This window comes from Kitasatospora sp. NPDC090091 (assembly GCF_044747365.1).
GTDB lineage: Bacteria > Actinomycetota > Actinomycetes > Streptomycetales > Streptomycetaceae > Kitasatospora.
Window position 1 is genome coordinate 100272 of record NZ_JBIVDY010000022.1, and the last position, 24620, is coordinate 124891.

Below are 24620 nucleotides of genomic sequence, written 5' to 3' on the forward strand. Positions count from 1 at the left end.
CCGGACATCAGACGGCCGCCGGACGGAGCAGGACGAGGCCGGCGCTGGCGTCGTCGGTGTCGGTGCCGGCGCTGGCGAGCACCGGTCCGGCGCCGCCGCGGGCGAACCAGCCGACGGCCGCGGCGCACTGGAGGACACCGAGCGCGCCGGAGGCGGTGCCGAAGCGCTCGCCGAGGTCGTCGCGGGGCACGCCGTCGAGCAGTTCCGCGGGCAGGGCGTCCGCCCCCGGGTCCGTCTCGGGCACCTGCCAGAGGGCCGGCCGCTCGTCGGCCGGGCCCGCCAGCCGCGCCAGCGAGGTCGCCAGGCCGGCGCCGCGCACCTCGGCACCGAGGACCGCCAGCCCGGGCACCCCGCGCCCGGCCGCCGCCGCCTCGCTCTCCAGGACCACCGCCACCGCGCCGTCCAGCAGCCGGTCGGCGCCGGTGAAGGCGCGCACCGCCGCGTTGTCCGGCTCGACGCCGAGGACCAGCGCGCGGGTGACGCGCCCGGCCCGGATCAGGCCGGCGCCCCAGCGGAGCGCGTCCAGCCCGGAGGTGGCGCCGTTGCAGAGCATCAGGTTCGGGCCACGCAGGCCGAAGCGGATGGCCACCGAGGAGGCGACCACGTTGCTGGAGGCGTTCGGCAGGTCCATCGGGCTGCCGGCGGCCGCGGTCTCCCGGGTGATGGTGTCCATCGCCCGGGTGACGGTGTCGAGGTTGCCGTAGTTGGAGCTGACCACCACCGCGACGCTGCCGGCGGCGACGGTCGGACCGTCCTCGTCCACCAGCGCGGCGTCCAGCAGGGCCGCCCGGGCCGCACAGTAGGCCAGTTGGGTCGCGCGGTCCTTGTAGCGCAGGCCCTTCTTGCCGACCAGGTCCTTCGGCTCGACCGGCGGGGCGTCGGCGGGCCCCGGCTCGATCAGCTCGGCGGCCGTGGCCGCCCACGGCAGCACCACGCCGACGCCGCTCACCAGCACGTTCATCGGGCCGCCTCCACGATCGCCACGGCGTTCACGCCGCCGAAGCCGAATGCGTTCAACTGGGCCACCGACATCGGGAGTTCGGCGGCCTCGCCGGTGACGATCCGGAACTCGGAGGCCTCCTTCACCGGGTCGTCCAGGCCGATGGTCGGGGGCACCCGGCCCTCCGCCAGGGCGATCAGCGTCACCACCAGGTTCAGCAGGCCGGACGCCCCGGAGGTGTGGCCGGTCATGGACTTGATGGCCGTCATGACCGGCCCGCCCGCGGCGTCGCCGAAGGCCTCGCCGAGCGCGACCGCCTCGGTCTCGTCGTTCAGCAGCGTCCCGGTGCCGTGCACCATCACCAGGTCGATGTCGGCGGGCCCGAGGCCGGCCCGGGTGTGCGCCTCCCGGATCGCCTCGGCGATGCCGACCGGGTCGGGCGCGGTGACGTGGTGGGCGTCGCAGTTGACGGCGACGCTGCGCACCAGGCCGTGCACCTTCCGGCCGGCGGCCGGGGTGCGGGTCAGGACCACCGCCGCCGCACCCTCGCCCATCAGGACGCCCGCGCGGTTGCGGTCGAACGGGCGCACCCGCTCCGGCGGGACCGGCTGGACGCGCTCCAGCAGCCCGTACATGGTCTCGGTGAGCACGTCGACGCCGGCCACGATCACGGTCTCCGCCGCGCCGGCCGCCAGCAGGTCGGTGGCCAGGCCGAGCGCGTAGAGCCCGGCCGAGCACGCGTTGGAGAAGGTGTGGGTGTCGTCGGCGTTGCAGACCCGGCGCAGCGCGGTGCCGAAGTGCAGGTCCTGCGGGGGGAAGTCGATGCCGTCGCGCTGCCAGAGCTCGACCGAGCGCAGCTCGCGCAGACCGGTGCCGATCAGGATCGGCACCCCGCTCAGGTCGTCCTCGTCGAGGCCCGCGTCGCGGGCGGCCTGGCGGACGGCGTCCAGGAGGAGGGCGGTCGCCCGGCGCGGGACGTCGGTCCCGGGCTCGGGGCGGTCGTCCACCTCGTAGGCGAAGCGGGCGTGGTGGCGGGTGAGGTCGAAGCCCTTGAGCTCACCGACCCCGGAGACGCCGGCGCACAGGTTGGCGAACAGCTCCGCCGGGTCTCGGCCGACACTGGCCACCGCGCCCATTCCGGTCACGGCCCAGCTCATGGCGCCACCTCGTCGTATTTCCCGAGCAGCACCACCGCATTGTTCCCGCCGAATGCCAGCCCGTTGTTCTGGACGATCCGCAGGTCGGCCTCGACGGCGACGTTCGGCACGCAGTCGACGTCGCATTCGGGGTCGGTGGTGGTGTGGTTGATGGTCGGCGGAATGAAATTGTTGGTGATGGCGAGGGCACAGCCGATCGCGGAAAGCGCACTCGCCGCGCCCATGGTGTGGCCGATCATCGACTTCATCGAGATGACCTTCGGCGGCTGCGTTCCGAACAGTTCCCGGATCGCCCGCGCCTCGGTGACGTCGTTGGCCTTGGTGCCGGTGCCGTGGGCGGAGATCAGGTCCACCTGCTCCGGCTTGATCCCGGCGTTCTCCAGCGCGAGCTCCATGCAGCGGCCCACGCTGTCCTGGTTCGGCGCCACCTGGTGGTAGGCGTCGCAGTTCAGGCCGTAGCCGAGCACCTCGGCGTAGATCCGGGCACCGCGGGCGAGCGCCGAGTCCAGGCTCTCCAGCACCAGGATGCCGGCGCCCTCCCCGGTCAGGATGCCCTTGCGGTCCACGTCGAAGGGCCGGCAGCGGTCGGGGGCGATGGTGCCCAGGCGGTAGAACCCGGAGAAGGTCTTGCGGCACATGGCGTCCGCGCCGCCGCACAGGGCGTACTCGGCCTCGCCGGAGCGGACCGCGTCGAAGCCGTAGCCGATCGCGTAGTTGCCGGCGGCGCAGGCGGTCGGGATCGTCACCGCCTCGACGTCGGACAGCTCCAGCTCCTGGGCGATGGCCGCGGAGAGCCGGCCCGCCGCGACCCGGCGCGCGGACTCGGGCACCATGTGCTCGGGTCCGTGCAGGACCTCGGCCTCGACCATGTGGTCGAGGTCGCGGGACTCGCCGTCGGTGGTGCCGACGGTGACGACGCCGGGGCGCGAGCGCCAGACCTCCAGGTCCAGCCCGGAGTCGTCGATCGCCATCCGGGCGGCCGCGACGGAGTACTGGGTGGCGCGGCCGAGGCTCTCGACCGGCAGGTGGCGGATCCACCGCCCGGGCTCGAACCCGACCACCTCGCACCCGTTGGCGTGGTCGAACCCCTCGACGTCGAACACGGTGATCGGCTTGGCGCCGCTGCTCCCGCTGCGCAGGCCGCGCAGGAACTCACCGGCTCCCATCCCGATGCTGGAGACCACCCCCAGCCCGGTGATCACGACCCTGCGCGGGCCAGCCTGCCCCGACTCTGCCATCCCGACCTCTCCGTCCACTCTTCGGCCCGTGCCCTGTCCGAACGAACCCGCCGGCTACCAGCCGGCGGCCTCCGCGACCACCTCGTAGACGCCCTTGAGGTTCACCATGCGGGCGAGCTCGGACTGGTCGATGGTCACGCTGAATTCCTTCTCGAGACCCGCCAGAATCTCGATGGAACGCAGCGAGTCCGCCTGGTGGTCCTCCTTGAAGAGGCTGGTCTCGGTGACCTCGTCCTCCTCGATCTCCAGAATGTCGCAGACAATGTCCTTGATCTTCTGCACGTTCTCGTCGTACGAAGCCATAATGGGGACCTTCCTAATCGGTGCGGCTCCTCGCGGCCACTGCCCGGGTTTCTTCCGGAGATCTTTCTAGGGCACCCCCGAGCGACCGGGCAACGGCCCCTGCAGAAACCTGCCAACTCGCCCCGGGGAATTGGCGATGACCTGCCCGGACGGCTATGACAGGTAGTGGACGTGCGCGCGGGGCGGGCCCGGCAGGGGGGCTGCAGCCGCCCGGCCCCCGACGCCCCTCGCCGGCCCCCGGCCCGCCGCACCGGCACGCCCGCGCCGGACACCGCCCGCTGGGCGCCGGCATCACCACACGTTCGCCAACGGAATGTGAACAGTTGTCAGACACTTCTGACATCTCGTCACACGGGTGCCCACTGAGCAGGGACGACCCTCCCGACCACGGCCTTTGCGGCCGTGGCCGGGGCGGCCGGATCCGGCCCTGCTCCCCCTTGACCGTTCAAATGCTTCAAGTAATGTCGCCCGCCGGGGCCCGTGCCCCGCTGAATTCCGTGCTGCTCTCCCACGTGTTCCCGCTCATGATCCGGATCTACAGCTGGAGTACAAAGCAATGACCACGGCCACCGAGATCGACGCGCGCCTCGCCTACCGCGTCTACCACTCGCTTCTCCGCACCGAGAACGGCGCCACCTCGCTGGACGAGATCTCCCGGAACCTCGGCGTCGGGCTGGACCGGGTCCGGGAGGCCGTGGCATGGCTGGCCGAGAACGGCCTCCTCAACCGGAACTCCACCACCCCGGTCGCGACCCCGCAGAGCGTCCTGAGACGCCTGCTCGCCGACCAGCGCGAGCGCATCGCCGAGTTCACCCGCGCCAACGACCTGATCGCCGATCTCGCGCACGGGTTCCTGGCCATGCCGGCGTCCGAACGGGAGGGCCTGGCGGTGGAGGTGATCGAGTCCAGGGTCCGGCTGCGCCGAAGACTCCGGGACCTGCACGCCGCCAGCCGGTACGAGGTGTCGGTGATGCTGCCGACCGTCGCCGAGCGGGAGCCGATGCAACTCGGCCTCCGGGAGGACGTCGAACTGCTGAGACGCGGTGTCCGCTACCGCCTGATGGCGCCCTCCTCGGCGCTCTACAGTCCGGCCGCGGTCGAGTACGTCGACGCGCTCCAGGAGTCCGGCGCCGACATCCGGACCACCGAGTCGCTGCCGCTGCGCCTGGTCATCCTCGACCAGGAGAAGGTGGTCACCCACTCGCAGCTCGACGGGCTGTGCCGCAACGTGGTGGTCAACGGCGGCCTGCTGGCCCAGCTCTTCACCCGCGTCTTCGAGCACAGTTGGTCCACCGCCGCGCCGTACACCCGCCGGCGGATGGCCCGCGGCTCGTCGCCGGCGCTCACCGACACCCACCTGATGGTGCTGCGGATGATGGCCACCGGCGCCACCGACAAGTCCATCGCCCGCCATCTCGGGTACTCCGACCGGACGGTGCGGCGCTTCGTCGCCGAGATCCTGCGCGTCCTGGAGACCGACAACCGGCTCACGGCCATGGTGCGGGCCACCCGGCTCGGGCTGCTCGGGCAGGAGGCGGCGGTGCCGTGCACCTCGTGAGCCGCCCCGGCCCCGGCCCGGGCCGCCCCCGGCACTCCCCCGCCCGGGCCCGGCGCGCCCACCGCACTCCCTCCAACAAGCCTCAGGGACCTAGAGCAGGCCCCGTTCGGAGGCGATCCGCGCCGCGTCGAAGCGGTTCCTCCCGTCGAGCTTGCGCATCGCGCACGAGGTGAGGTTGCGCACCGTCCCGGCCGCCAGGTAGAGCTCGCGGGCGACCTCCTTCACCGAGGCCCCGGTCGCGGTCAGCCGGAGGATCTCACGCTCCCGCTCGCTCAGCACCTCGTCGGCGGCCGGCGTCCGGGGGAACGGCCGGGCGGAGGCGTTCGCCCGGCCGCCCGCGGCGGCCTCCCGGATCGCCTCCACCAGGTGCGGGATCTTCGTCTGTTTCGGGATGACGCCGAGGACGCCCGCCGACGCGGCACGGTCCACCAGGGTCCGGGTGGGCCGCGCCGTCATGATGACGACCCGGCAGTCGGGCAGTCGCACGCCCAGCTCCCGCACCAGCCGGAAGCCGCTCTGCGCGGTGCCCATCCCCAGCACGGCGACGTCGGGCCGGCCGCGCACCGCCAGCGGGACCACCAGGGAGGTCCGGCTCACCGCCCCGACGACCTCGAAGTCCGGTACCGCGGCGAGCACTTCGGCGATCGCCTGGACGGGGAGCAGGTGCTCGTCGGCTACCAACACACGAATGTTCACTAGGTCCCCCGGTATCCCGTGAACGGAACTCCTGGTGATCGATTCGGCCTGTGCTCCAGTGTGCGGCCGGCCGTCCGGTCCCGTCGACGGATCCGGGCGTCCGCGTGCGGACATGTCCTCAGCCGGACCGGTCCGGTGGATCTACGCGTGTCCTCCACGACCCTTCAACCTAACCCCGCGCCCCGGCCGGACCGGTCCCCGCACCGCAGGGACGTGACAAGTGTCAGGGAAAGCCGGTCGAAGCCTTGTCGGCCGTGACCGGCCCGGACCACCATGCGCACTGGTGATCGACTGACCCGAGGCTCCACCCGCCCGTCCCCGAACCGGGCCGCCGCCCCCGTCCGCGCCAACCCTCACCCGCCGCACGCGCTCCGGGCACCGTCCTGCCCGCAGCCGGACGAAACGCGCCGCCCCCGCCGCCCCCGCCGTCCCTGCCGTCCCCCGCCGCCCCGGCCGGCCCGCACCCGCCTGCCGTGACTCCCGCCTGCCCCGACACCTGCCCGCCGCGCACCCCGCCGCCCGGGTGCCGACCCACGACCGAGCCGGCTCACCACGGATGCCCGAGGAAGAGGACATGCACGCAGATCATGTGGCCCAGGACCCGACCCAGGCCCTGGCCGTCGTCGGCATGGCGGGACGCTTCCCCGAAGCCCCGGACGTCGAGAGCTTCTGGCGCCTGATGGTGGACGAGCGCGACGCCATCGGCCCCGTCCCGGCCACCCGTTGGGACGCCACCGCGCAGCTCGACCCGGAGCGGGAGATCCAGGCCGTCGGCGGGTTCCTCGACGGCGTCGACCGGTTCGACGCCACGTTCTTCGGGATCTCCCCCCGCGAGGCCGAGATGCTCGACCCCCAGCAGCGGCTGATGCTGGAGGCCGCCTGGCTGGCCCTGGAGGACGCCGGAACGCCCGCCCGCGCACTGACGGGCAGCCGGACCGGCGTCTTCGTCGGCGCGGGGTGGCACGACTACGAGCACGTCGGCCGCAAGAGCGGCAGCGGCGTCACCCAGCACACCGCGCCCGGCTACGCGCTCGACATGATCGCCGCCCGGGTCTCCTACTTCCTCGGGCTCACCGGGCCCAGCCTGGTCGTCGAGACGGGCTGCTCCTCCGCACTGGTCGCGACGCACCTCGCCGCCCAGGCGCTGCGCGCCGGCGAGGTCGACGGGGCGATCGTGGGCGGCGTCGCCCTGATCCTCGATCCGACCGCGTCGATCGGCCTGACCCACTTCGGCGGGCTCTCCCCGGAGGGCCGCTGCAAGGCCTTCGGCGCCGGGGCCGACGGCTTCGTGCGCGGCGAGGGCGTCGGCGCCCTGTACCTGAAGACGCTCGCCCGCGCACAGGCGGACGGCGACCGGATCCACGGGGTCGTCGCCGGGACGGCGGTGAACAACGACGGCGGCGGGCAGAGCGTCGTCTCGCCGAGCCCGGACGGCCAGGAGCGGCTGCTCCGGGACGCCTACCGGCGCTGGGGCATCCCGGCGGACCGGGTGGCCTACCTGGAGGCGCACGGCACCGGCACCGCGCTCGGCGACCCCATCGAGGCCGGTGCGGCCGGCCGGGTCCTGGGGCAGGCGCGCAGCGGCGCCGCCGGCCCGCTGCCGATCGGCTCCGTGAAGACCAACATCGGCCACCTGGAGGCGGCCGCCGGCGTCCCCGGGCTGTTCAAGGCCCTGCTCTCGCTGCGGCACGGCGTCGTCCCGCCGAGTCTGCACTCGGCGGAGCTCAACCCCGGGATCGACTTCGACGGACTCAACCTGCGGGTGGTCCGGGAGCCGCTGCGGCTGCCGGAGCGGGAGCAGGTCTTCATCGGGGTCAGCAGCTTCGGCTGGGGCGGCACCAACGCCCACGTGGTGCTGACCGGAGCGCCCGAGCCCGCCGCGGAGTCCCCCGCGGGCGCCCCGGCCGAAGGTGCCCCGAACGCGGGTGCCCCGGAGCCGGCGACCGGCGGGCCCGAACCGGACGCGCCGGTGCTGCTGCCGCTGTCGGCGCACTCCGAACAGGCGCTGGCGCAGCGGGCCCGCGACCTGCGCGACGTCCTGGCCGGCGGCGCCGTCCCGCTCCCCGCGCTCGCCGGCACGCTCGCCCGGCAGCGCGACCAGTTCCCGGTCCGGGCGGCCTTCACCGCCACCGGCGCCGCCGAGGCCGCCGAGCGGCTGGACCGCCTCGCCGCCGACCCCGGCGCCCCGGAGCCCGGGGTGGCCACCGGGCGCGCCGCCGCCCGCGGCCGGACCGCCTTCGTCTTCCCGGGGCAGGGCTCGCAATGGCACGGCATGGGACGTGAACTCCTCGCCGCCGACCCGGTGTTCGCCGCAGTGATCCACCGCTGCGCCGAGGCCCTGGAGCCGTACGTCGACTGGGACCTGGTGCGGGTGGTCTCCGGCGAGGCGGGCGAGGAGTGGCTCTCCCGGATCGACATGCTGCAGCCCACCCTGTGGGCGGTCTCGCTGGGCCTCTGCGAGGTGTGGCGGGCCGCGGGCGTCGTCCCGGACGTGGTGGTCGGCCACAGCCAGGGCGAGGTCACCGCGGCCACCGCGGCCGGCATCCTCTCCTACCAGGACGGCGCGATGGTGGTGGCCCGGCGCAGCGCCATCGCCCGGCGCACCTCGGGCCGGGGCCGGATGCTGGCGGTGGACCTCGGCCTCGACGCGGCCAAGGCGGCGCTGTCCGGCTTCGAGGAGGGCGTCTCGCTCGCCGTCAACAACGGGCCGAACAGCTGCGTGCTCTCCGGGGACACCGAACTCGTCCTGGCGCTCAAGGAGTTGCTGGAGGCCGAGGGCACCTTCTGCCGCCTGGTCAACGTGGACTACGCCTCGCACAGCCCGCAGATGGACGAGCTGGCGGAGGACCTGCTGGCGGCGCTGCGGACGGTGCGGCCGGGCCGGGGCGAGGTCGAGCTGATGTCGACGGTGCGGGTGGCCGCCGTCGAGGGCCCCGAACTGGACGCCCGGTACTGGATGGACAACCTGCGCCGGCCGGTGCTGTTCGCCGACGCGATGGAGCGGCTCTTCGACGCGGGCGTCACCCACGTGGTGGAGATCAGCCCGCACCCGGTGCTCACCCCGGCCCTGGAGCAGCTGGCGGCGCAGCGGCCCGTCCCGCCGCAGGTGCTCGCCACGCTCCGGCGCGACCAGGGCTCGCCCGCCATGGTCGGCGAGGCGATGGCCCGGGCGTACGTGAGCGGTCTGGAGCCGTTCGGCGGCCTGCCCCGGGGCACGTGGGCGCCGGTGCCGCCGTACCCGTGGCAGCGCACCGCCCACTGGGTGGAGACGGTGCGCCGGCGCACCGCGCGCGACGCCGGGGGCGAGGTGGCGCTGGTCCCCTCGGCGACCGAGCAGGGCGCCTGGCACGCGACGCTGGAGCTGGCCGCGGCGGACATCCCCTGGGTGCGCGACCACCGGGTGTACGACGCGGTGGTGCTGCCCGGCACCGGGATGCTGGAGCTGGCGCTGCGGACGGCGCTGGCACGGACCGGCGGCCCGCACCGGACCCTCGCGGACGTCGCCTTCCACAGCGACCTGACGCTCACCGAGGAGCCGGTGACGCTCGGTCTGGGCTGGCGCGACGACCTCACCGGCGGCGGCAGCTTCACCCTCGGCTCGCTGGAGCCGGGCGCGCAGGGCTGGGTGCGGCACGCCTCGGCCCGGGTGCTGGCGGACGACACCGCCACCGCGGTGCCGGCCTTCCCCGGGCACCTGCTGGAGCAGGCCGCCGCAACAGCCGACGAGTTCTACGCGGCGTGCGCGGCCCGGGGGTTGAACTACGGCCCGGCGTTCCGCGGCGTGCTGGGGCTGCACGGCGGCGCGGCGGAGAGCCTGGCCGAGGTGCGGCTGCCGGAGGGGTGCCCGACCGGCGGGTACCCGCACCGGCTGCACCCGGCGCTCTGGGACGGCGCGCTGCAGGCCTCCGTCCCGCTGTACCCCGGCGAGGAGGCCGCCGTCCCGGTCGGCGTCCGCCGCGTCCACCTGCACCAGGAGCTGGCCGGGCCGGTCACCGCGCTCTGGTCGCACGCGGTGCGCCGCGAGGAGAGCCTCGTCGACCTGTACCTCTTCGACGCGGACCGCCGGCCGCTGATGACCCTGGAGGGGCTGCGGATGCAGCACCTCGCCGCGGCGTCCGACCCGTCCGCGGCGGACGCCGACCGGGTGCACCGGCTGGAGCTCCGGCCGCAGGCCCGCCCGGAGCCGGCCGGCGCCACCGGTCGCTGGCTGGTCTGCACGGCGGACGCGGCCGGCGCCGCGGCCGCCGGCGAGCTGGCCGCGGCCCTGGGCACGCTCGGCGGCACCGCCGTGGCCCGTGCCGTCCCCGCCGCGGAGGCGGCACGGACCGAGGCCTGGGAGGAGCACCTGGACGCGGGCGGTGAGGCGGCCGGCGTGGTCTTCCTGGCGCCGCGGGCCGGGGCCGGCCTGCAGGCCCAGCGCGACGGCCTCCTGGCGCTGACCGCGCTGGTGCGCGCCTGCACCGCCCGCCCGCTGGTCCCCCGGCTGGCCGTGGTCACCGCCGACGCACAGTGTCCGCCGGCCGCGGCCGGCGCCGTCGACCCGGGGGCGGCCCTGTACTGGGGCTTCGGCCGGGTGCTCCGGCACGAGCACCCCGAACTGCGGCCGGTGCTCGTCGACATCGGCTCCGCGGACGACGGCTGGCCGGCGGAGTGCGCCGCCGAACTGCTCGCCGCCGGCGCGGACCAGGTGGTGCTGCGCGGCGGCGAGCGGCTGGTCGGCCGGCTGGTGCGGGGTGCGGGCGCGGCGCCGGACACCGCGGCCGGACCGGGCCGGCCCGCCTGGCGGACCGCGCGGCCGCAGCCCTTCCGGCTCGGCCCCGACCGCCACGGCACCTGGGACGGCCTGGCGTTCCGCCCGCTGGAGCGGCGCGCCCCCGGCCCCGGCGAGATCGAGATCGCGGTGACCGCGGCCGCGCTGAACTTCATCGACGTGATGAAGGTGATGGGGACGTACCCCGACCCGAGCGCGGACGCCCGGCTGCTCGGCCTGGACGGCGTCGGCGTGGTCACCAGGACCGGCCCGGGGGTCGACCGCTTCGCCCCGGGCGACCGGGTCGTCACCTGCACCAGCGGCGGCTCGCTGGCCTCGCACCAGACCGTGCTCGCCGACCATGCGCACCCGGTACCGGAGGGGATGGACGACGCCACGGCGGCGGCGTTCCCGGCGGTGACGATCACCGCCTGGTACGGCCTGCGCCACCTGGCCGGCCTGGGCGCCGGGGAGACGGTGCTGGTCCACTCGGCGGCCGGCGGGCTGGGCCTGGCGGCGATCGGGGTGGCCCGGCTGCTCGGCGCCGAGGTCCTCGCGACGGCGGGCGGCGAGGAGAAGCGCGCCCGGCTCCGCGAGCTCGGCGTCCGGCACGTCTTCGACTCCCGTGACCTCTCCTGGGCCGACCGGGTGCGCGAGGCCACCGGCGGCCGCGGGGTGGACGCCGTCCTCAACTCGCTGACCGGCGCGGCGATCCCGCTGGGGCTGGAGGTGCTGGCCGAGGGCGGGCGGTTCGTCGAGGTGGGCAAGCAGGACATCTACGGCGGGCGCACGCTGAGCCTCGGCGCGTTCCGCAAGGGCATCAGCCTGGCCTCGCTCGACCTCGCCGCGGTGATCGCCCGCCGCCCCGCGCTGTTCACCCGGCTCTTCGCCGAGGTGTGGGAGCGGGTCGGCACCGGCGAGCTCAAGCCGCTCCCGGTGCTGCGGTACCCGTTCGCGCAGGCGCCCGAGGCGCTGCGCGAGATGTCGCGCGGCCGGCACATCGGCAAGTTCGTGCTGGCGGACCCGGCCACGGTCGACCCGGTGGCCCCGGAACCGCTGCGGGACGGCCGGTTCCGCGGCGACGGCACCTACCTGATCACCGGCGGCCTCGGCGCCCTCGGCCTGTCGCTCGCGGAGTTCCTCGCCGGGCGAGGCGCCGGCCGGCTGGCGCTGGTCGGACGCTCGGCGCCGGGCGCCGCGGCGCTGGAGCGGATCGACGCCATCCGCGCGCGGGGCGTGACGGTGGAGACCTTCGCGGCCGACGTCGCCGACCCGGCTGCGGTGCGCCGGGTGCGCGAGCAACTGCCGCCGCTGCGCGGGGTGGTGCACGCGGCCGGCCTGCTGGACGACGCCACCGTCGGCAGCCTGACGCCGGAACAGCTGCGGCGGGTGCTGGCGCCCAAGGTGGACGGCGCACTCAACCTGGACGCGGCCACCGAGGGCGACCCGCTGGACTTCTTCCTGCTCTTCTCCTCGGCGGCGGCGCTGTTCGGCAACGCCGGCCAGGCGGCCTACGCGGCGGGCAACGCCTTCATGGACGCACTGGCGGTGGCACGGCGCCGGCGCGGGCTCCCGGCGCTGAGCGTGCAGTGGGGCCCGTTCGGCGACGTCGGGCTGGCCGCGCAGCAGGAGAACCGCGGCGCCCGGCTGGCCGAGCGGGGGATGGCCGGCTTCGGCACCGACGAGGCCTGGCGGGCCCTGGAGGGGTTCCTGGGCGGCGACGAGCAGGTGGTCGCCTACGTGCCGATCGACCTCCGGCAGTACCTGGAGGCGTACCCGGACACCGCGGCCCTGGACAGCTGGAGCGAGCTGCGCGAGCTCGCCCGGCACGGCAACGGCGCCACCGGTGCCGGTGCGGCCTTCCTGACCGAACTGCGGTCCGCCCCGCAGGAGCGGTGGCAGGAGCTGCTGGAGGCCAAGGTGCAGGAGCTGGCCGGCCGGGTACTGCGGCTGGAAGCCGGGGCGATCGACCGGGACACCCCGTTCAAGGCGCTCGGGCTGGACTCGCTCATGGGGCTCGAACTGCGCAACCGGCTGGAGGCGGTGTTCGGCCTGCGGCTGTCGCCCACCCTGCTCTGGACGTACGGCACCGCCCGGACGCTCTCCGGCGTGCTGGCGGAGCGTCTGCTCGGCGACCCGGCCGCCGGCACCGCGCCCGCGGACGGCGAGGGCGCTCCCCCGGCGGGGGCGGACTCCCGCACGGACGGCGAGGGCTGAGGGCCATGGAGACACAGCACGCCGGCGCGGCGGCCGCGCCCACGCCGCTGACCAGGGCGCTCGACACCGTCCGGCGGCTGCGGGCGCAGCTGGACGCCGCCAACGGTACCGGCCCGCTGGCCGTCGTGGGCATCGGCCTGCGGCTGCCCGGCGGCATCGAGGACCCGGCCGGGTACTGGGCCGCGCTGGCGGAGGGCCGCGACCTGGTCCGCCCGCTCCCCGCCGCGCGCCGCGGTCCGTTCGCCGCCGAGTGGGAGCGGCTGCCGCACGTCGGCGGCTTCCTCGACGAGGTGATGGACTTCGACGCGGACTTCTTCGGGATGGGCGCCGCGGAGGCCCGCGGGGTCGACCCGCAGCAGCGGCTGCTGCTGGAGGTCGCCTGGGAGGCCCTGGAGAACGCCGCGCTCCCCGCGGACCGGCTGGACGCGGCCCGGACCGGGCTGTTCGTCGGCATCACCGGCCAGGAGTACTGGGACTGGCACCGCGGCGAGCCGGACACCCACTGGGCCGCCGGCAACGGCCACTGCTTCACCGTGGGCCGGCTGGCGTACGCGCTGGGGCTGGCCGGTCCGGCCGTCACGGTGGACACCGCCTGCTCCTCGTCCCTGGTCTCGGTCCACCTGGCGCGGCAGGCGCTGGCCCGGCGCGAGTGCGACGTGGCGCTGGCCGGCGGGGTGAACCTGGTGCTCTCGCCGCGCGCGACCCGGCTGCACCGGCTGGCGGGGACGCTCTCCCCGGACGGCCGGTGCAGCCCCTTCGACGCCCGGGCCAACGGCTTCACCCGCGGCGAGGGCTGCGGGGTGCTCGTCCTCAAGCGGCTGGAGGACGCCCGGCGCGACGGCGACCGGGTGCACGCCGTGATCCGCGGTTCGGCGGTCAACCAGACCGGCCGCTCCACCGGCTTCACCGCGCCCAACGTGCTGTCGGAGACCGCCCTGATCGAGACCGCGCTGGCGGACGCCGGGCTCACCCCCGCCGACATCGGCCTGGTGGAGGCGCACGGGACCGGCACCCCGCTCGGGGACACCATCGAGATGGAGGCGATCGCCGCCGCGCTGGGCCGCCGCAACGGCGGGGCCGCGCTGGCCGTCGGCTCGGTCAAGGCCAACCTGGGCCACCCGGAGTCGGCCGCCGGGGTCGTCGCGCTGGTCAAGGCGGTGCTCTGCCTGCAGCGGCGGCAGGTGCCGCCGCTGGTGCACTTCGCCACCCTGAACCCGCTGATCGATCTGGCCGGCACCGGCATCACCCTGCCGACGGCGCTGCAGCCGTGGCCGGAGCGGAGCGGGCGCCACGCCGCGGTCAGCGCCTTCGGCATGGGCGGGACCAACGCCCACGTCGTCCTCGGGCCGGCCGAGGACGACACCGCGGGCACCGGCCGGGGCGGCGCGGTGCCGGTGCGCGGCTTCGAGCTCTCGGCGCGGACGCCGGAGGCCCTGCGCGCCCTGGCGGCCGCCTTCCACCGGCGGCTCGCGGAGCTGCCGGACGAGGACTACCCGGCGTTCGCCTACACGGCCGGGTCCGGCCGCGCCCGGCACCGCCGGCTGGCCCGGATCACCGCCCCCGACCGGGCCGCGGCGCTGCGGGCGCTGCACGGCCTCGCCGAGGGCGCCGCGACGCCCGGAGTGGTGCTGACGGAACGGGAGCCCGGGTGGGGCGCCGACGACGAGCCCGAGGCGCTGCCCCGGACGGTCGTCGACCTGCCGAACTACCCGTGGCAGCGCCGCCGTTACGCGCCCGGGCCGGTGGCGGCGCCGACCGCGCCGCCCGCACCGGCCGCCGCCCCGGAGCCGACCGCCGCCGGGGCTCCGGCCACTGAACGCGCCGGAGCCCCGGCCGTGGCCGACCGTCCGGCCGCCCTGTTCGCGGTGGAGTGGGCCGTCCAGGAGGAGGCCGCCGACGCGCCGCCCGCCGACGCCACCGGCTGGTGGCTGCTCTTCGCCGACCGCGCGGGCACCACCGAGGCCCTGCGCGCCGAACTCACCGCCCGCCACGGCCGCTGTGTGACCGTCGGCCCCGGCCCCGGCCGCCGGCGGCCGGGCCCGCTCCGGTACGAGATCGACCCGAGCCGGCCGGCGGAGCTCACCGCCCTGCTCAAGGAGCTGACCGCCGCCGAGGACGGTCCCTGCGCGGGCGTGGTGTACGGCTGGGGCCTGGACGCCGCGCCCGCCGACGACACCCTGCCGGGCGGTCCCGGGCCGTTCCCGGTCCCTGAGGAAGTGGAACGCGCCGTCCGCCCGGTGCTGCGGCTGGTGCAGGAGCTCGCCCGGGACGGCCTGCCGGGCACGCCGCGGCTCACCCTGCTGACCCGGGGCGCGGAGCGGGTCGCCGAGGGCGACCGGGCCCCCGTGCCCGCCCAGGCGCTGCTGGCCGCGGCGGCCGTGGCTGCCGGGGCGGCCGCGGCCGAGCACGGCGGGCGCCACCCCGTCCTCGTCGACCTCGACCCTGAGGTCCCCGACGCCGAGCGCCCTGACGCCGAGTGCCCCGACCCGGAGCACGCCGATCCCGAGCGCCCCGACCCCGTCCGGGGAGGCGCCGCCCGCGGCGAGGCCGCCCGGCTCGCCGAGGTGCTGCTGCGGGCGGGCGACGAGCCGCGGACCGCACTGCGCGGCCCCGCCCGGTACACCCCCGTCCACACTCCGCAGGGCTCCCCGTCCGATACCGAAACCCCTTGGCAGCGTCGGCCGTTCGACCCCCGGCGGGATGCCAACCACCGGATCCTCGCGGTCCGGCCGGGCATTCTGGAGAGCCTGACGCCGACCCGCTGGGAGCGGACCGCGCCCGGACCGGGCCAGGTCGAGATCGAGGTCGCCGCGGCCGGGCTCAACTTCAGCGACGTCCTCAAGGCGATGGGCGCCTACCCGGGGGCGGAGGGGACGGTCCCGCTGGGCGTCGAGTGCGCCGGCCGGATCAGCGCGGTCGGCGCGGGCATCGACCGGTTCCGGGCCGGCGACCGGGTGATGGCCGTGGTGCCGTCCGCACTCGCGGCGTACGCCACCACCGAGGAGCACCTGGTGGCGCCGGTGCCGGCGGCGCTGAGCGACGAGCAGGCGGCGGCCGCTCCGGTCGCCTTCCTCACCGCCGTGTACGGGCTCCGCCACCTCGCCCGGCTGCGGGCCGGCGAGACGGTGCTGATCCACTCGGCGACCGGCGGGGTGGGCCTGGCAGCCCTGGCGGTGGCCCGGCGCTGCGGCGCGGAGGTCTTCGCCACCGCCGGGACGGAGGAGAAGCGCCGGCTCCTGCGCGACCTGGGCGTGGCACACGTGATGGACTCCCGGTCGGTGGCCTTCGCCGACGAGATCGCCGGGCTCACCGACGGCCGCGGGGTGGACGTGGTGCTCAACTCGCTGACCGGCGAGGCGCTGCGGCGCAGCCTGGCCCTGCTGGCGCCGGGCGGCCGGTTCGTGGAGCTCGGCAAGCGCGACATCCACGACGACAGCCCGATCGGCCTCGGCGCCCTCCGGCAGAACCGTGCGTTGTTCGCCGTCGACCTGGACCACACCTTCCGGGCGCAGCCGGCGCTGCTCGCCGAGCTGTTCGACGAGGTGGTGCGGGGCTTCGACGGCGGGCAGTTCGGCCCGCTCCCGGTCACCGTCCACCCGTTCGCCGAGGCGCGGGAGGCCTTCGCCCGGATGGCGCAGGCCCGGCACATCGGGAAGGTGGTGCTCCGGCCGGAGCCGGCGCCGGAGATCGCCGTGCCCGAGACCGCCGTGCCCTCGGGCCGGCCGGGCGTCCGGGCCGACGCGTCCTACCTGGTCACCGGCGGGGCGGCGCCCGCCGCCCTGGCGGCCGTCCGGCAGCTGGCCGACCGGGGCGCCCGCCGGATCGCGCTGGTCCGGTCCCCCGCGGCCGGCAACGGCACCGGCACCGGGCCGGCCGACGCGGCGGCCGAGGCCGCCGTCGACGCGCTGGTCACCGAGCTGCGCGCCCGGGGCGTCGAGATGGCGCTCCCGGTCGCCGACCTGTCCAGCGCCGAGGAGGTGGCCGCCCTGCTGGCCGGGGTCAGCGCCGCGCTCGCACCGCCGGCCGGCGTGGTGCACACCGAGGACGGCCCCACCCCGCCGACCGAAGCCGCCGACGACGACCCGCTGCACTCCACCGCGGCCCGGGCCGCCGGGGCCTGGCAGCTCCATCTGGCCACCTCCGACCGCGAGCTGGACTTCTTCGTGCTCTGCTCACCCGCCGACCGGCCGGGCCGGGACGCCGCGGTCGGCACCCTGCTGGACGTGCTGGCCGCGCACCGCCGGGCCCTCGGACTGCCCGCCCTGAGCGTCAACCACGAGGGCGCCGCCGTCCTCGGCCGTCTGCTGGACAGCCGGGCCGTGGTGGCCCGGGTGACGGCCGGCGGCGACGACGCCCCGGCCACGGACGGCGGTGGCGCGATCCGCCGGCAGCTGCTGGCGGTCGAACCCGGCCGGCGCCGCCGGGCCCTGCTGGCCCGGCACTGCCGGGACCTCGCCGCCCGGGTGCTCGGCGGGCCCGGCTCCGCCGCCGACGCCGCCGCGATCGACGGCACGGCGCCGCTGGCCGCCCTCGGCTTCGACTCCATGCGCACCCTGGAGCTGCGCTCGCGCCTGGAGCTCTCGCTCGGGGTGGCGCTGCCGCCGACGCTCGGCTGGCAGTACCCCACCCTGGACGCGCTGGTGCCCCACCTCGCCGAGCGGATGGGGATTCCGCTGGAGGCCGCCGCGGCGGCCCCACCGCCGGTCCGGGAGCCCGCGAAGGCCCCGCCCGCCGGGCCCGGTCCGGAGCCCGACGCGGAGCGGCCCGGTGCGGAGCCCGGTACGGAACCCCGCGCGGAGCTCGGTCTCGACGAGCTCTCCGAGCGCGAGCTGGAGGCCCTCCTCCTCGCCAAGACCGAGCAGTTCGACGCAAGTGCCGATCCGATCGAGCGGGGGCAGGGACGATGACCACCCGGGACAGCAGCACGCCGGACAGCGAGACGACGGACAGCGACACGACGGACGCGGTGGCGCGGGACGACCGGTCCGCGTCGATGACGGCAATGAAGCGCGCCTACCTGACGATGGAGCGGATGCAGCGCCGGATCGACGCGTTCGAGCGGGCCCGGTCCGAGCCGATCGCCATCGTCGGCGCCGGGTGCCGGTTCCCCGGCGGGGTGACCGACCCCGACTCGTACTGGGAGCTGCTGAGCAGCGGCACCGACACGATCGGCGAAGTGCCCGCCGACCGCTGGGACGTGGACGCCTTCTACGACGAGGAGCCGCGCCGTCCGGGCAGGACGAGCACCCGCTGGGGCGGCTTCCTCGACCACATCGACCGCTTCGACCACGACTTCTTCGGCATCTCCCGGCGCGAGGCGGTGTCGATGGACCCGCAGCAGCGGCTGGTGCTGGAGGTCGCCTGGGAGGCCCTGGAGGACGCCGGCCAGGCCCCGCACGCGCTGGCCGGCAGCCGGACCGGGGTCTTCCTGGGGATCTGCAGCACCGACTACGCCGGCCTGCTGTTCCGCGAGCCGGAGGACATCACCGCCCACGCCAGCACCGGGATCGCACACAGCATCGCCAGCGGCCGCCTGTCGTACCTGCTCGACCTGCGCGGGCCGAGCGTCTCGGTGGACACCGCCTGCTCCTCGTCCCTGGTCGCCGTGCACCAGGCCTGCCAGAACCTGCGGCTCGGCGAGTGCGACCTGGCGATCGGCGGCGGGGTCAACGCGGTGCTCTCGCCGGATGCGGCGATCTCCTTCTCGCAGTTCCCGGAGATGCTGGCCGCCGACGGCCGCTGCAAGACCTTCGACGCCTCGGCGAACGGCTTCGTCCGGAGCGAGGGCTGCGGGGTGGTGGTGCTCAAGCGGCTGTCGGACGCAGTGCGGGACGGGGACCGGGTGCTCGCGGTGATCCGCGCCTCGGCGGTCAACCAGGACGGGCGCAGCTCGGGCCTGACCGCGCCCAACGGCGCCGCGCAGCGCGAGCTGTTCCGCCGCACCCTGGCGGCCGGCGACGTCGACCCGGGCGAGCTCGGCTACATCGAGACGCACGGTGCGGGCACCAAGCTGGGCGACCCGATCGAGGTGTCGGCACTGGCCGAGGTCTACGGCCGCGCGCAGGGGGCGCCGCTCTACCTGGGCGCGGTGAAGACCAACCTCGGCCACCTGGAGGCGGCGGCCGGGATCGCCGGGCTGATCAAGGCCGCGCTCTGCGTCGACCGCGGTCTGATCCCGCCCAACCTGCACTTCGGCGAACTCAACCCGCACATCTCGTTCGAGGGAACCACCTTCGCCGTGCCGAGCGGCGGCCTCACCCCGTGGCCGACCGACGGCGGTCCGCGGCTGGCGGGGGTGAGCAGCTTCGGGTTCAGCGGCACCAACGCCCACCTGATCCTGGAACAGGCGCCGGAGCGTCCGGCGCCGGAGGCCGACCTGCGGCGCCCCCGCTCGGTGCTGGCGCTGTCGGCGAAGAGCGACACCGCCCTGCTCAAGCTCGCCCGCCGGTACCAGGACCGGCTGGCGGCCGCGGAGCCCGGGGCCGCGGCCGACCTCTGCTTCTCCGCCAACACCGGCCGCTCGCACTTCCCGCACCGGCTCGCCGCGGTGGGCGCCACCGCCGGGGAACTCGCCGACCGGCTGGCGGACTTCGTCCGCGACGACCCCGGCGAGGGGCTGGTGGCCGGCCGCGCCGACGGTGCGGCAACCAGCGACCCGGTCTTCCTGTTCACCGGCCAGGGGCCCCAACGGGCCGGCATGGCACGGCAGTTGTACGAGACCCAGCCGGCCTTCCGGCGGATCCTCGACCAGTGCGACGAGATCCTGCGGGACGTCCTTCCGGCGCCGCTGCTCTCCGTCCTCCACCCGGATGCCCCGCGGCACAGTGCTTCCGCGGACCCCGAGCTGATCAACACCATGGAGTACGCCCAGCCCGGCCTCTTCGCCGTGGAGTACGCCCTGGCGGAGCTCTGGCGCTCGTGGGGCGTGGAGCCGGCCGCCGTCATCGGCCACAGCCTCGGCGAGTACACCGCCGCCTGCTTCGCCGGCGCGATGTCCCTGGAGGACGGCCTGCGGCTGGTCGCCGAACGCGGCCGGCTGCTCCAGCAGCTCGCCGAGTCCGGCGCCATGGCGGCCGTCTCCGCCCCGGTGGAGGAGGTCGCCGAGGAGCTCGCCCGGTACGACGCGGCCCTGGTCTCGGTCGCCGCCGTCAACGGGCCGGCGAACACCACCGTCTCCGGGGTGCGGGAGGTGGTGGACGCGGTCCGCGCGGCCTTCGCCACCCGCGGGGTCGAGGTCAAACGGCTGCGCATCTCCACCTCCTCGCACTCGCCGCTGGTCGAGCCGGTCCTGGAGCCGCTGCGGGTCGCGCTGGACAAGGTCCCCTTCGGCCCGCCCCGGATCCCGCTGCTCTCCAACCTGACCGGCCGGCTGCTGCCCTGGGACGAGCCGCTGGACACCGAGTACTGGCTCCGCCACGCGCGGCAGCCGGTGCTCTTCGCCGACGGCGTCCGGGCGCTGTACGAGCTGGGCCACCGCACCTTCCTGGAGACCGGCCCGGCACCGACCCTGCTCGGCCTGGTCCGCGAGGTCCTGCCCGGGGACGACGTGGTGCTGCTGCCCAGCCTGCGGCCCGGCTACGAGGACTGGGAGATCCTGCTCGGCAGCCTGGGCCGGCTCTACGCGGACGGCGCCGACGTCGACTGGGCGGGGTTCGACCGCGACTACGCCCGCTCCCGTACGCCGCTGCCGCGCTACCCCTTCGCCCCCACCCGCTGCTGGCACGAGCCGAGCGGCGGCGCCGCGCCCGCCGGCCGGCGGAGCCCGGCCCGGTTCGGCCCGGCCGACCCGGACGGTGCCCCGCGGCGGGCCACCCGGTCGACGGGGCGGCCCGTCGACCGGCCGGCCGCCCGGCCCGAGCCGCAGCGGGTGCCCGGCGCCCCGGGCCGGGCCGCGGCGAGCGGGCTGCCCACGGCCGAGGAACTGCTCCGGGTGCCCGCCGACGAGCGCGCGGCCGCACTGGTCACCCGGCTGACGGCCGGCGTGCGGGCGGCCCTGGGCTCGCGGGCGGCGACCGTCGACCCCGACACGCCGCTGGCAGGCCTCGGGCTGGACTCGCTGATGGCCGTGGAGCTCCGGAACGAGATCCAGGGCCGGCTGGGGGTCAAGGTGACCGTGGCCGACTTCCTGAAGGGCGCGACCGTGCGCAGCCTGGCCGAGCAGGTGGCGGGCGAGCTGGCCGGGGAGCCGGCCGCCCGGCCGGACGGACCGGCCCGCGACGGCGCCGGGGCGGAGCCGGCGATCCGCCGGGCGGCCCGCTCCGGCGACCGGACGGCCGAGCTGCTGGCCCTGCTGGACCAGGTGTCCGCGGAGTCGGCGGAGTCCGCCGGCGCCCCCGCGGGAGCGGAGCGGACGGATGACTGACCTCGAACGGCGCCTGGCGGAGCTCTCCCCGGAGCAGCGGGCGCGACTGGAGGAACTGCTCGCCGCCCGGGGGCTCACGGCGGACGGCACGGCCGAGGACACCTTCCCGCTCTCGGTGTTCCAGCAGGGCATGTGGTTCCTGGAGCAGGTCCGGCCGGAGAATCCGGCGTACGTGGTGCCGGGTGCGGTCCGGATCCGCGGGGCCGTGGACGCCGGGGTGCTGCGGGCCGCGCTGAACGAGGTGGTCCGCCGGCACGAGGCGCTGCGCACCGCCTTCCGGCTCCGCGACGGCCGTCCGGTCCAGGTGGTCCGGCCCCGGCTGACGGTGGACCTGCCCGAGGTCGACCTGCGGCGGGCCGGGCTCACCGGGGCCGCGCTGGAGGAGCGGATCACCGCGGCGGCGATCGGCGAGCCGTTCGACCTGGAGACCGGGCCGCTGGTCCGGATGACGCTGCTGCGGACCGACGACGACGAGTCGGTACTGGTGCTGGCGCTGCACCACCTGGTCTCGGACCGCTGGTCGTTCTGGGTGCTGCTCTCCGAACTCGCCGCCCTGTACGAGGCGTTCGCCGCCGGCCGCCCCTCGCCGCTGCCGGAGCTCCCGCTCCAGTACGGCGACTTCGCCGGCTGGCAACAGGAGCAGCGCGAACAGGGCCGGTGGGACGAGCAGTTGGCGTACTGGCGGGAGCGGCTGGCCGGCGCCCCGGCGGCGCTGGAGCTGCCGACCGACCGGCCCAGGGCCGCGGTGCAGGGCTTCAACGGCGGCGCGCTGCCGGTCGAGCTGCCCGAACCGCTGATGCGCGAACTCGGCCGGCTCGCCCACCGCCGCGGCGCGACCACCTACATGGCGCTGCTGGCCGTCTACACCCTCCTGCTCGCCCGCTACAGCCGCCGGTCGGACGTGGTGGTGGGGGTGCCGGTGGCAGCCCGGGACCGGCCCGAACTGGAGCCGCTGATCGGCTACTTCGTGAACACCCTGCCGATCAGGACCGACCTGGGCGGGACGCCGGACTTCGGCGAGGTGCTGGACCGGGTCCGGGAGGCCTGCCTGGGCGCCTACGCGCACCAGGACGTGCCGTTCGAGCTGGTCGCCGGGGAGGCGGGCACGGCCCGCGACCTCAGCCGCCCGCCGGTGTTCCAGGCGAGCTTCGCCTACGGCCGGGAGGCGGTGCCGGACCTCACCCTGGGCGGCGCGGAGCTGGAGCGGGTGCTGGTGCGCAGCGGCGGCGCCCGTTTCGACCTGGAGCTCCAGGCCTTCGACCGCGACGGCGGGCTCAGCGGCTGGTTCGAGTACGACCGCGACCTGTTCGACGAGTCCACGGTGGCCCGGATGGCGGCCCACTTCCGCCGCCTGGCGGAGCAGGTGGTGGCCGATCCGGAGCGGCCGGTCGACCGGCTGGAGCTGCTGGCCGCGGACGAACGCCTGCGCATCCTGGCGGAGTTCAACGCCACCGCGCGGGACTGGCCCGAGGAGGCGGGCTGGATCCACCAGTGCTTCGAGGACCGCGCCCGGCAGCAGCCGGAGGCGGAGGCGGTGCGCTTCGAGGGGCACGGCCTGGGCTACGGGGAGCTGAACCGGCGCGCCAACCGGCTGGCCCACCGGCTGCGGCGGCTCGGGGTCGGCCGGGACGTCGTGGTGGGCGTCGGCATGGAGCGGTCGCCGGAGCTGGTGGTGGCGCTGCTGGCGGTGCTCAAGGCGGGCGGCGCGTACCTGCCGCTGGACCCGGGCCTGCCGCCCGCCCGGCTGGAGCACATGGTCCGGGACGCCCGGGTGCCGGTGCTGCTCACCCTGCGCGGGGTGCTCGGGCGGCTGCCCGCGGTCGAGGCCGAGGTGCTCTGCGTGGAGGAGTTCGAGGCCGGGCCGGCGGCCGGCGAGCCGGACACCGATCCGGACGTCGCGGTGGACGGCGAGGACCTCGCCTACGTGATCTACACCTCGGGCTCCACCGGGACGCCCAAGGGGGTGATGAACGTGCACGCCGGGATCCGCAACCGGCTGCTCTGGATGCAGGACGCCTACCGCCTGGACGCCACCGACCGGGTGCTGCAGAAGACCCCGTTCTCCTTCGACGTCTCGGTGTGGGAGTTCTTCTGGCCACTGATGACCGGCGCGGCGCTCGTCCTCGCCCGCCCGGAGGGGCACCGGGACAGCGCCTACCTGGCGGAGACCGTCCGGGCGGAGCGGATCACGACGGTGCACTTCGTGCCGTCCATGCTCCAGGTCTTCCTCCGGGAGCCGGTGGAGGAGTGCACCAGCCTGCGCCGGGTGGTCTGCAGTGGCGAGGCGCTGCCGCGCGACCTCCAGGACCGCTTCCTGGCCCGCTCCCGGGCCCGGCTGTACAACCTGTACGGCCCGACCGAGGCGGCCGTCGACGTCACCCACTGGACCTGCCGCGCCGAGGACGGGCGGCGGCCGGTGCCGATCGGCCGGCCGATCGCCAACACCCGGGTGTACGTGCTGGACGGGTCGCTGCGGCCGGTGCCGGTCGGGGTGCCCGGGGAGCTCCACCTCGGCGGGCGGGGCCTGGCCCGCGGCTACCTGAACCGTCCGGAACTGACCGCCGAGCGGTTCGTCCGGGACCCCTTCGACCCCGACCCGCGGGGGCGGCTCTACCGGACCGGGGACCTCGCCCGCTTCCGCCCGGACGGGGCGCTGGAGTTCCTGGGCCGGCTGGACCACCAGGTGAAGCTGCGCGGCTTCCGGATCGAGCTCGGCGAGATCGAGGCCGTGCTGGCCGAGCACCCCCGGGTGCGCGAGGCCGTGGTGACGGCCCGTCCGCACCGGGCGGGCGACCTGCGGCTGGTGGCCCACCTGACCGCGGCGGGCGGCGGCGCCCCGGACCGGGCGGAGCTGGCCGGCCACCTGGGGCGCCGGCTGCCGGCGTACATGGTGCCCGCCGTCTTCGAGGTGCTGGACGCGCTCCCGCTCACCCCCAGCGGCAAGGTGGACCGCGCCGCGCTGCCCGAGCCCGACGCCGCCCGAACCGGCCCGGCAGCCCCGTTCACGGCGCCCGGATCCGGCCTGGAGCGCACCCTGGCCGGGCTCTGGCGCAAGGTGCTGGGGGTCGAACGGGTCGGCGCCCACGACAACTTCTTCGACCTCGGCGGGCACTCGCTGCTGATGGCCGAGCTGCGGTCGCTGCTCGCCGCGGACACCGGGCACCGGGTCTCGATGGTCGAGCTGTTCCAGTACCCCACGGTCGCGTCGCTGGCCGGCTTCCTGAGCCGGCCGGAGGGCCCGCCCGCGGACCCCGGGGCCGGTGCGCGGGAACGCGCGGAGAACCGCCGCCGGGCCGGCGCCCGGCGGCAGCAGGCGGCGGCCGGACGCCGCGCCCACCCCTGAACACCCGTTCGAGTTCCCGTTCGACCGCCCCGCTGATCCCGAGCGCCCGTTCCCGA

At 76.0% G+C, this 24620-nt stretch carries 10 protein-coding genes; 5 read left to right on the top strand and 5 right to left on the bottom strand.

Features of this window, described 5'->3' with window-relative positions; all coding sequences use genetic code 11:
* Positions 1–7: 7 nt before the first annotated feature.
* Genes ACIPSC_RS31105 through ACIPSC_RS31120 form a run of 4 tightly spaced genes read right to left on the bottom strand, consistent with a single transcriptional unit; the run spans position 8 to position 3638 of the window.
* A complete protein-coding gene (locus ACIPSC_RS31105; RefSeq protein ID WP_400830499.1) occupies positions 8–961 on the bottom strand; it encodes a beta-ketoacyl synthase N-terminal-like domain-containing protein in 954 nt (317 codons plus the stop codon).
* The gene (locus tag ACIPSC_RS31110; protein ID WP_400830501.1) at positions 958–2097 is read right to left on the bottom strand and encodes a beta-ketoacyl-[acyl-carrier-protein] synthase family protein; all 1140 of its coding nucleotides are present in this window, start codon (positions 2095–2097) and stop codon (positions 958–960) included. The genes ACIPSC_RS31105 and ACIPSC_RS31110 overlap by 4 nt, the downstream gene beginning before the upstream one ends.
* Complete coding sequence (locus ACIPSC_RS31115; RefSeq protein ID WP_400830504.1) at positions 2094–3335, bottom strand: beta-ketoacyl-[acyl-carrier-protein] synthase family protein; 1242 nt, start codon at positions 3333–3335, stop codon at positions 2094–2096. Before ACIPSC_RS31115 ends, ACIPSC_RS31110 begins: the two co-directional genes overlap by 4 nt.
* 54 nt (positions 3336–3389) lie before the next feature.
* Positions 3390–3638, bottom strand: coding sequence for an acyl carrier protein (locus tag ACIPSC_RS31120; protein WP_400830506.1), 249 nt, complete (start codon positions 3636–3638; stop codon positions 3390–3392).
* A 556-nt stretch (positions 3639–4194) separates the two neighbouring features.
* On the opposite strand from ACIPSC_RS31120, the gene ACIPSC_RS31125 reads away from it, so the two are divergent.
* Positions 4195–5196 carry a LuxR C-terminal-related transcriptional regulator gene (locus ACIPSC_RS31125; RefSeq protein ID WP_400830511.1) on the top strand — a complete coding sequence of 334 codons (1002 nt, stop codon included), beginning with the start codon at positions 4195–4197 and terminating at the stop codon, positions 5194–5196.
* A gap of 90 nt (positions 5197–5286) precedes the next feature.
* On the opposite strand, the gene ACIPSC_RS31130 is transcribed toward ACIPSC_RS31125, so the two are convergent.
* Complete coding sequence (locus ACIPSC_RS31130) at positions 5287–5880, bottom strand: response regulator transcription factor (RefSeq protein ID WP_400830515.1); 594 nt, start codon at positions 5878–5880, stop codon at positions 5287–5289.
* 586 nt (positions 5881–6466) lie between these two features.
* On the opposite strand from ACIPSC_RS31130, the gene ACIPSC_RS31135 reads away from it, so the two are divergent.
* From ACIPSC_RS31135 to ACIPSC_RS31150, 4 genes are read left to right on the top strand one after another with little or no spacing between them, the layout of a single operon-like run.
* Positions 6467–12859, top strand: a complete 6393-nt coding sequence (locus tag ACIPSC_RS31135) for an SDR family NAD(P)-dependent oxidoreductase (RefSeq protein WP_400830517.1) — start codon at positions 6467–6469, stop codon at positions 12857–12859.
* Positions 12860–12864: 5 nt separating this feature from the next.
* Positions 12865–17766: a beta-ketoacyl synthase N-terminal-like domain-containing protein gene (locus ACIPSC_RS31140; protein WP_400830519.1), complete on the top strand. Its 4902-nt coding sequence runs from the start codon at positions 12865–12867 to the stop codon at positions 17764–17766.
* Positions 17763–21221, top strand: coding sequence for a type I polyketide synthase (locus ACIPSC_RS31145; RefSeq protein WP_400830522.1), 3459 nt, complete (start codon positions 17763–17765; stop codon positions 21219–21221). Before ACIPSC_RS31140 ends, ACIPSC_RS31145 begins: the two co-directional genes overlap by 4 nt.
* Positions 21214–24564: an amino acid adenylation domain-containing protein gene (locus ACIPSC_RS31150; protein ID WP_400830525.1), complete on the top strand. Its 3351-nt coding sequence runs from the start codon at positions 21214–21216 to the stop codon at positions 24562–24564. The genes ACIPSC_RS31145 and ACIPSC_RS31150 overlap by 8 nt, the downstream gene beginning before the upstream one ends.
* Positions 24565–24620: the final 56 nt, after the last annotated feature.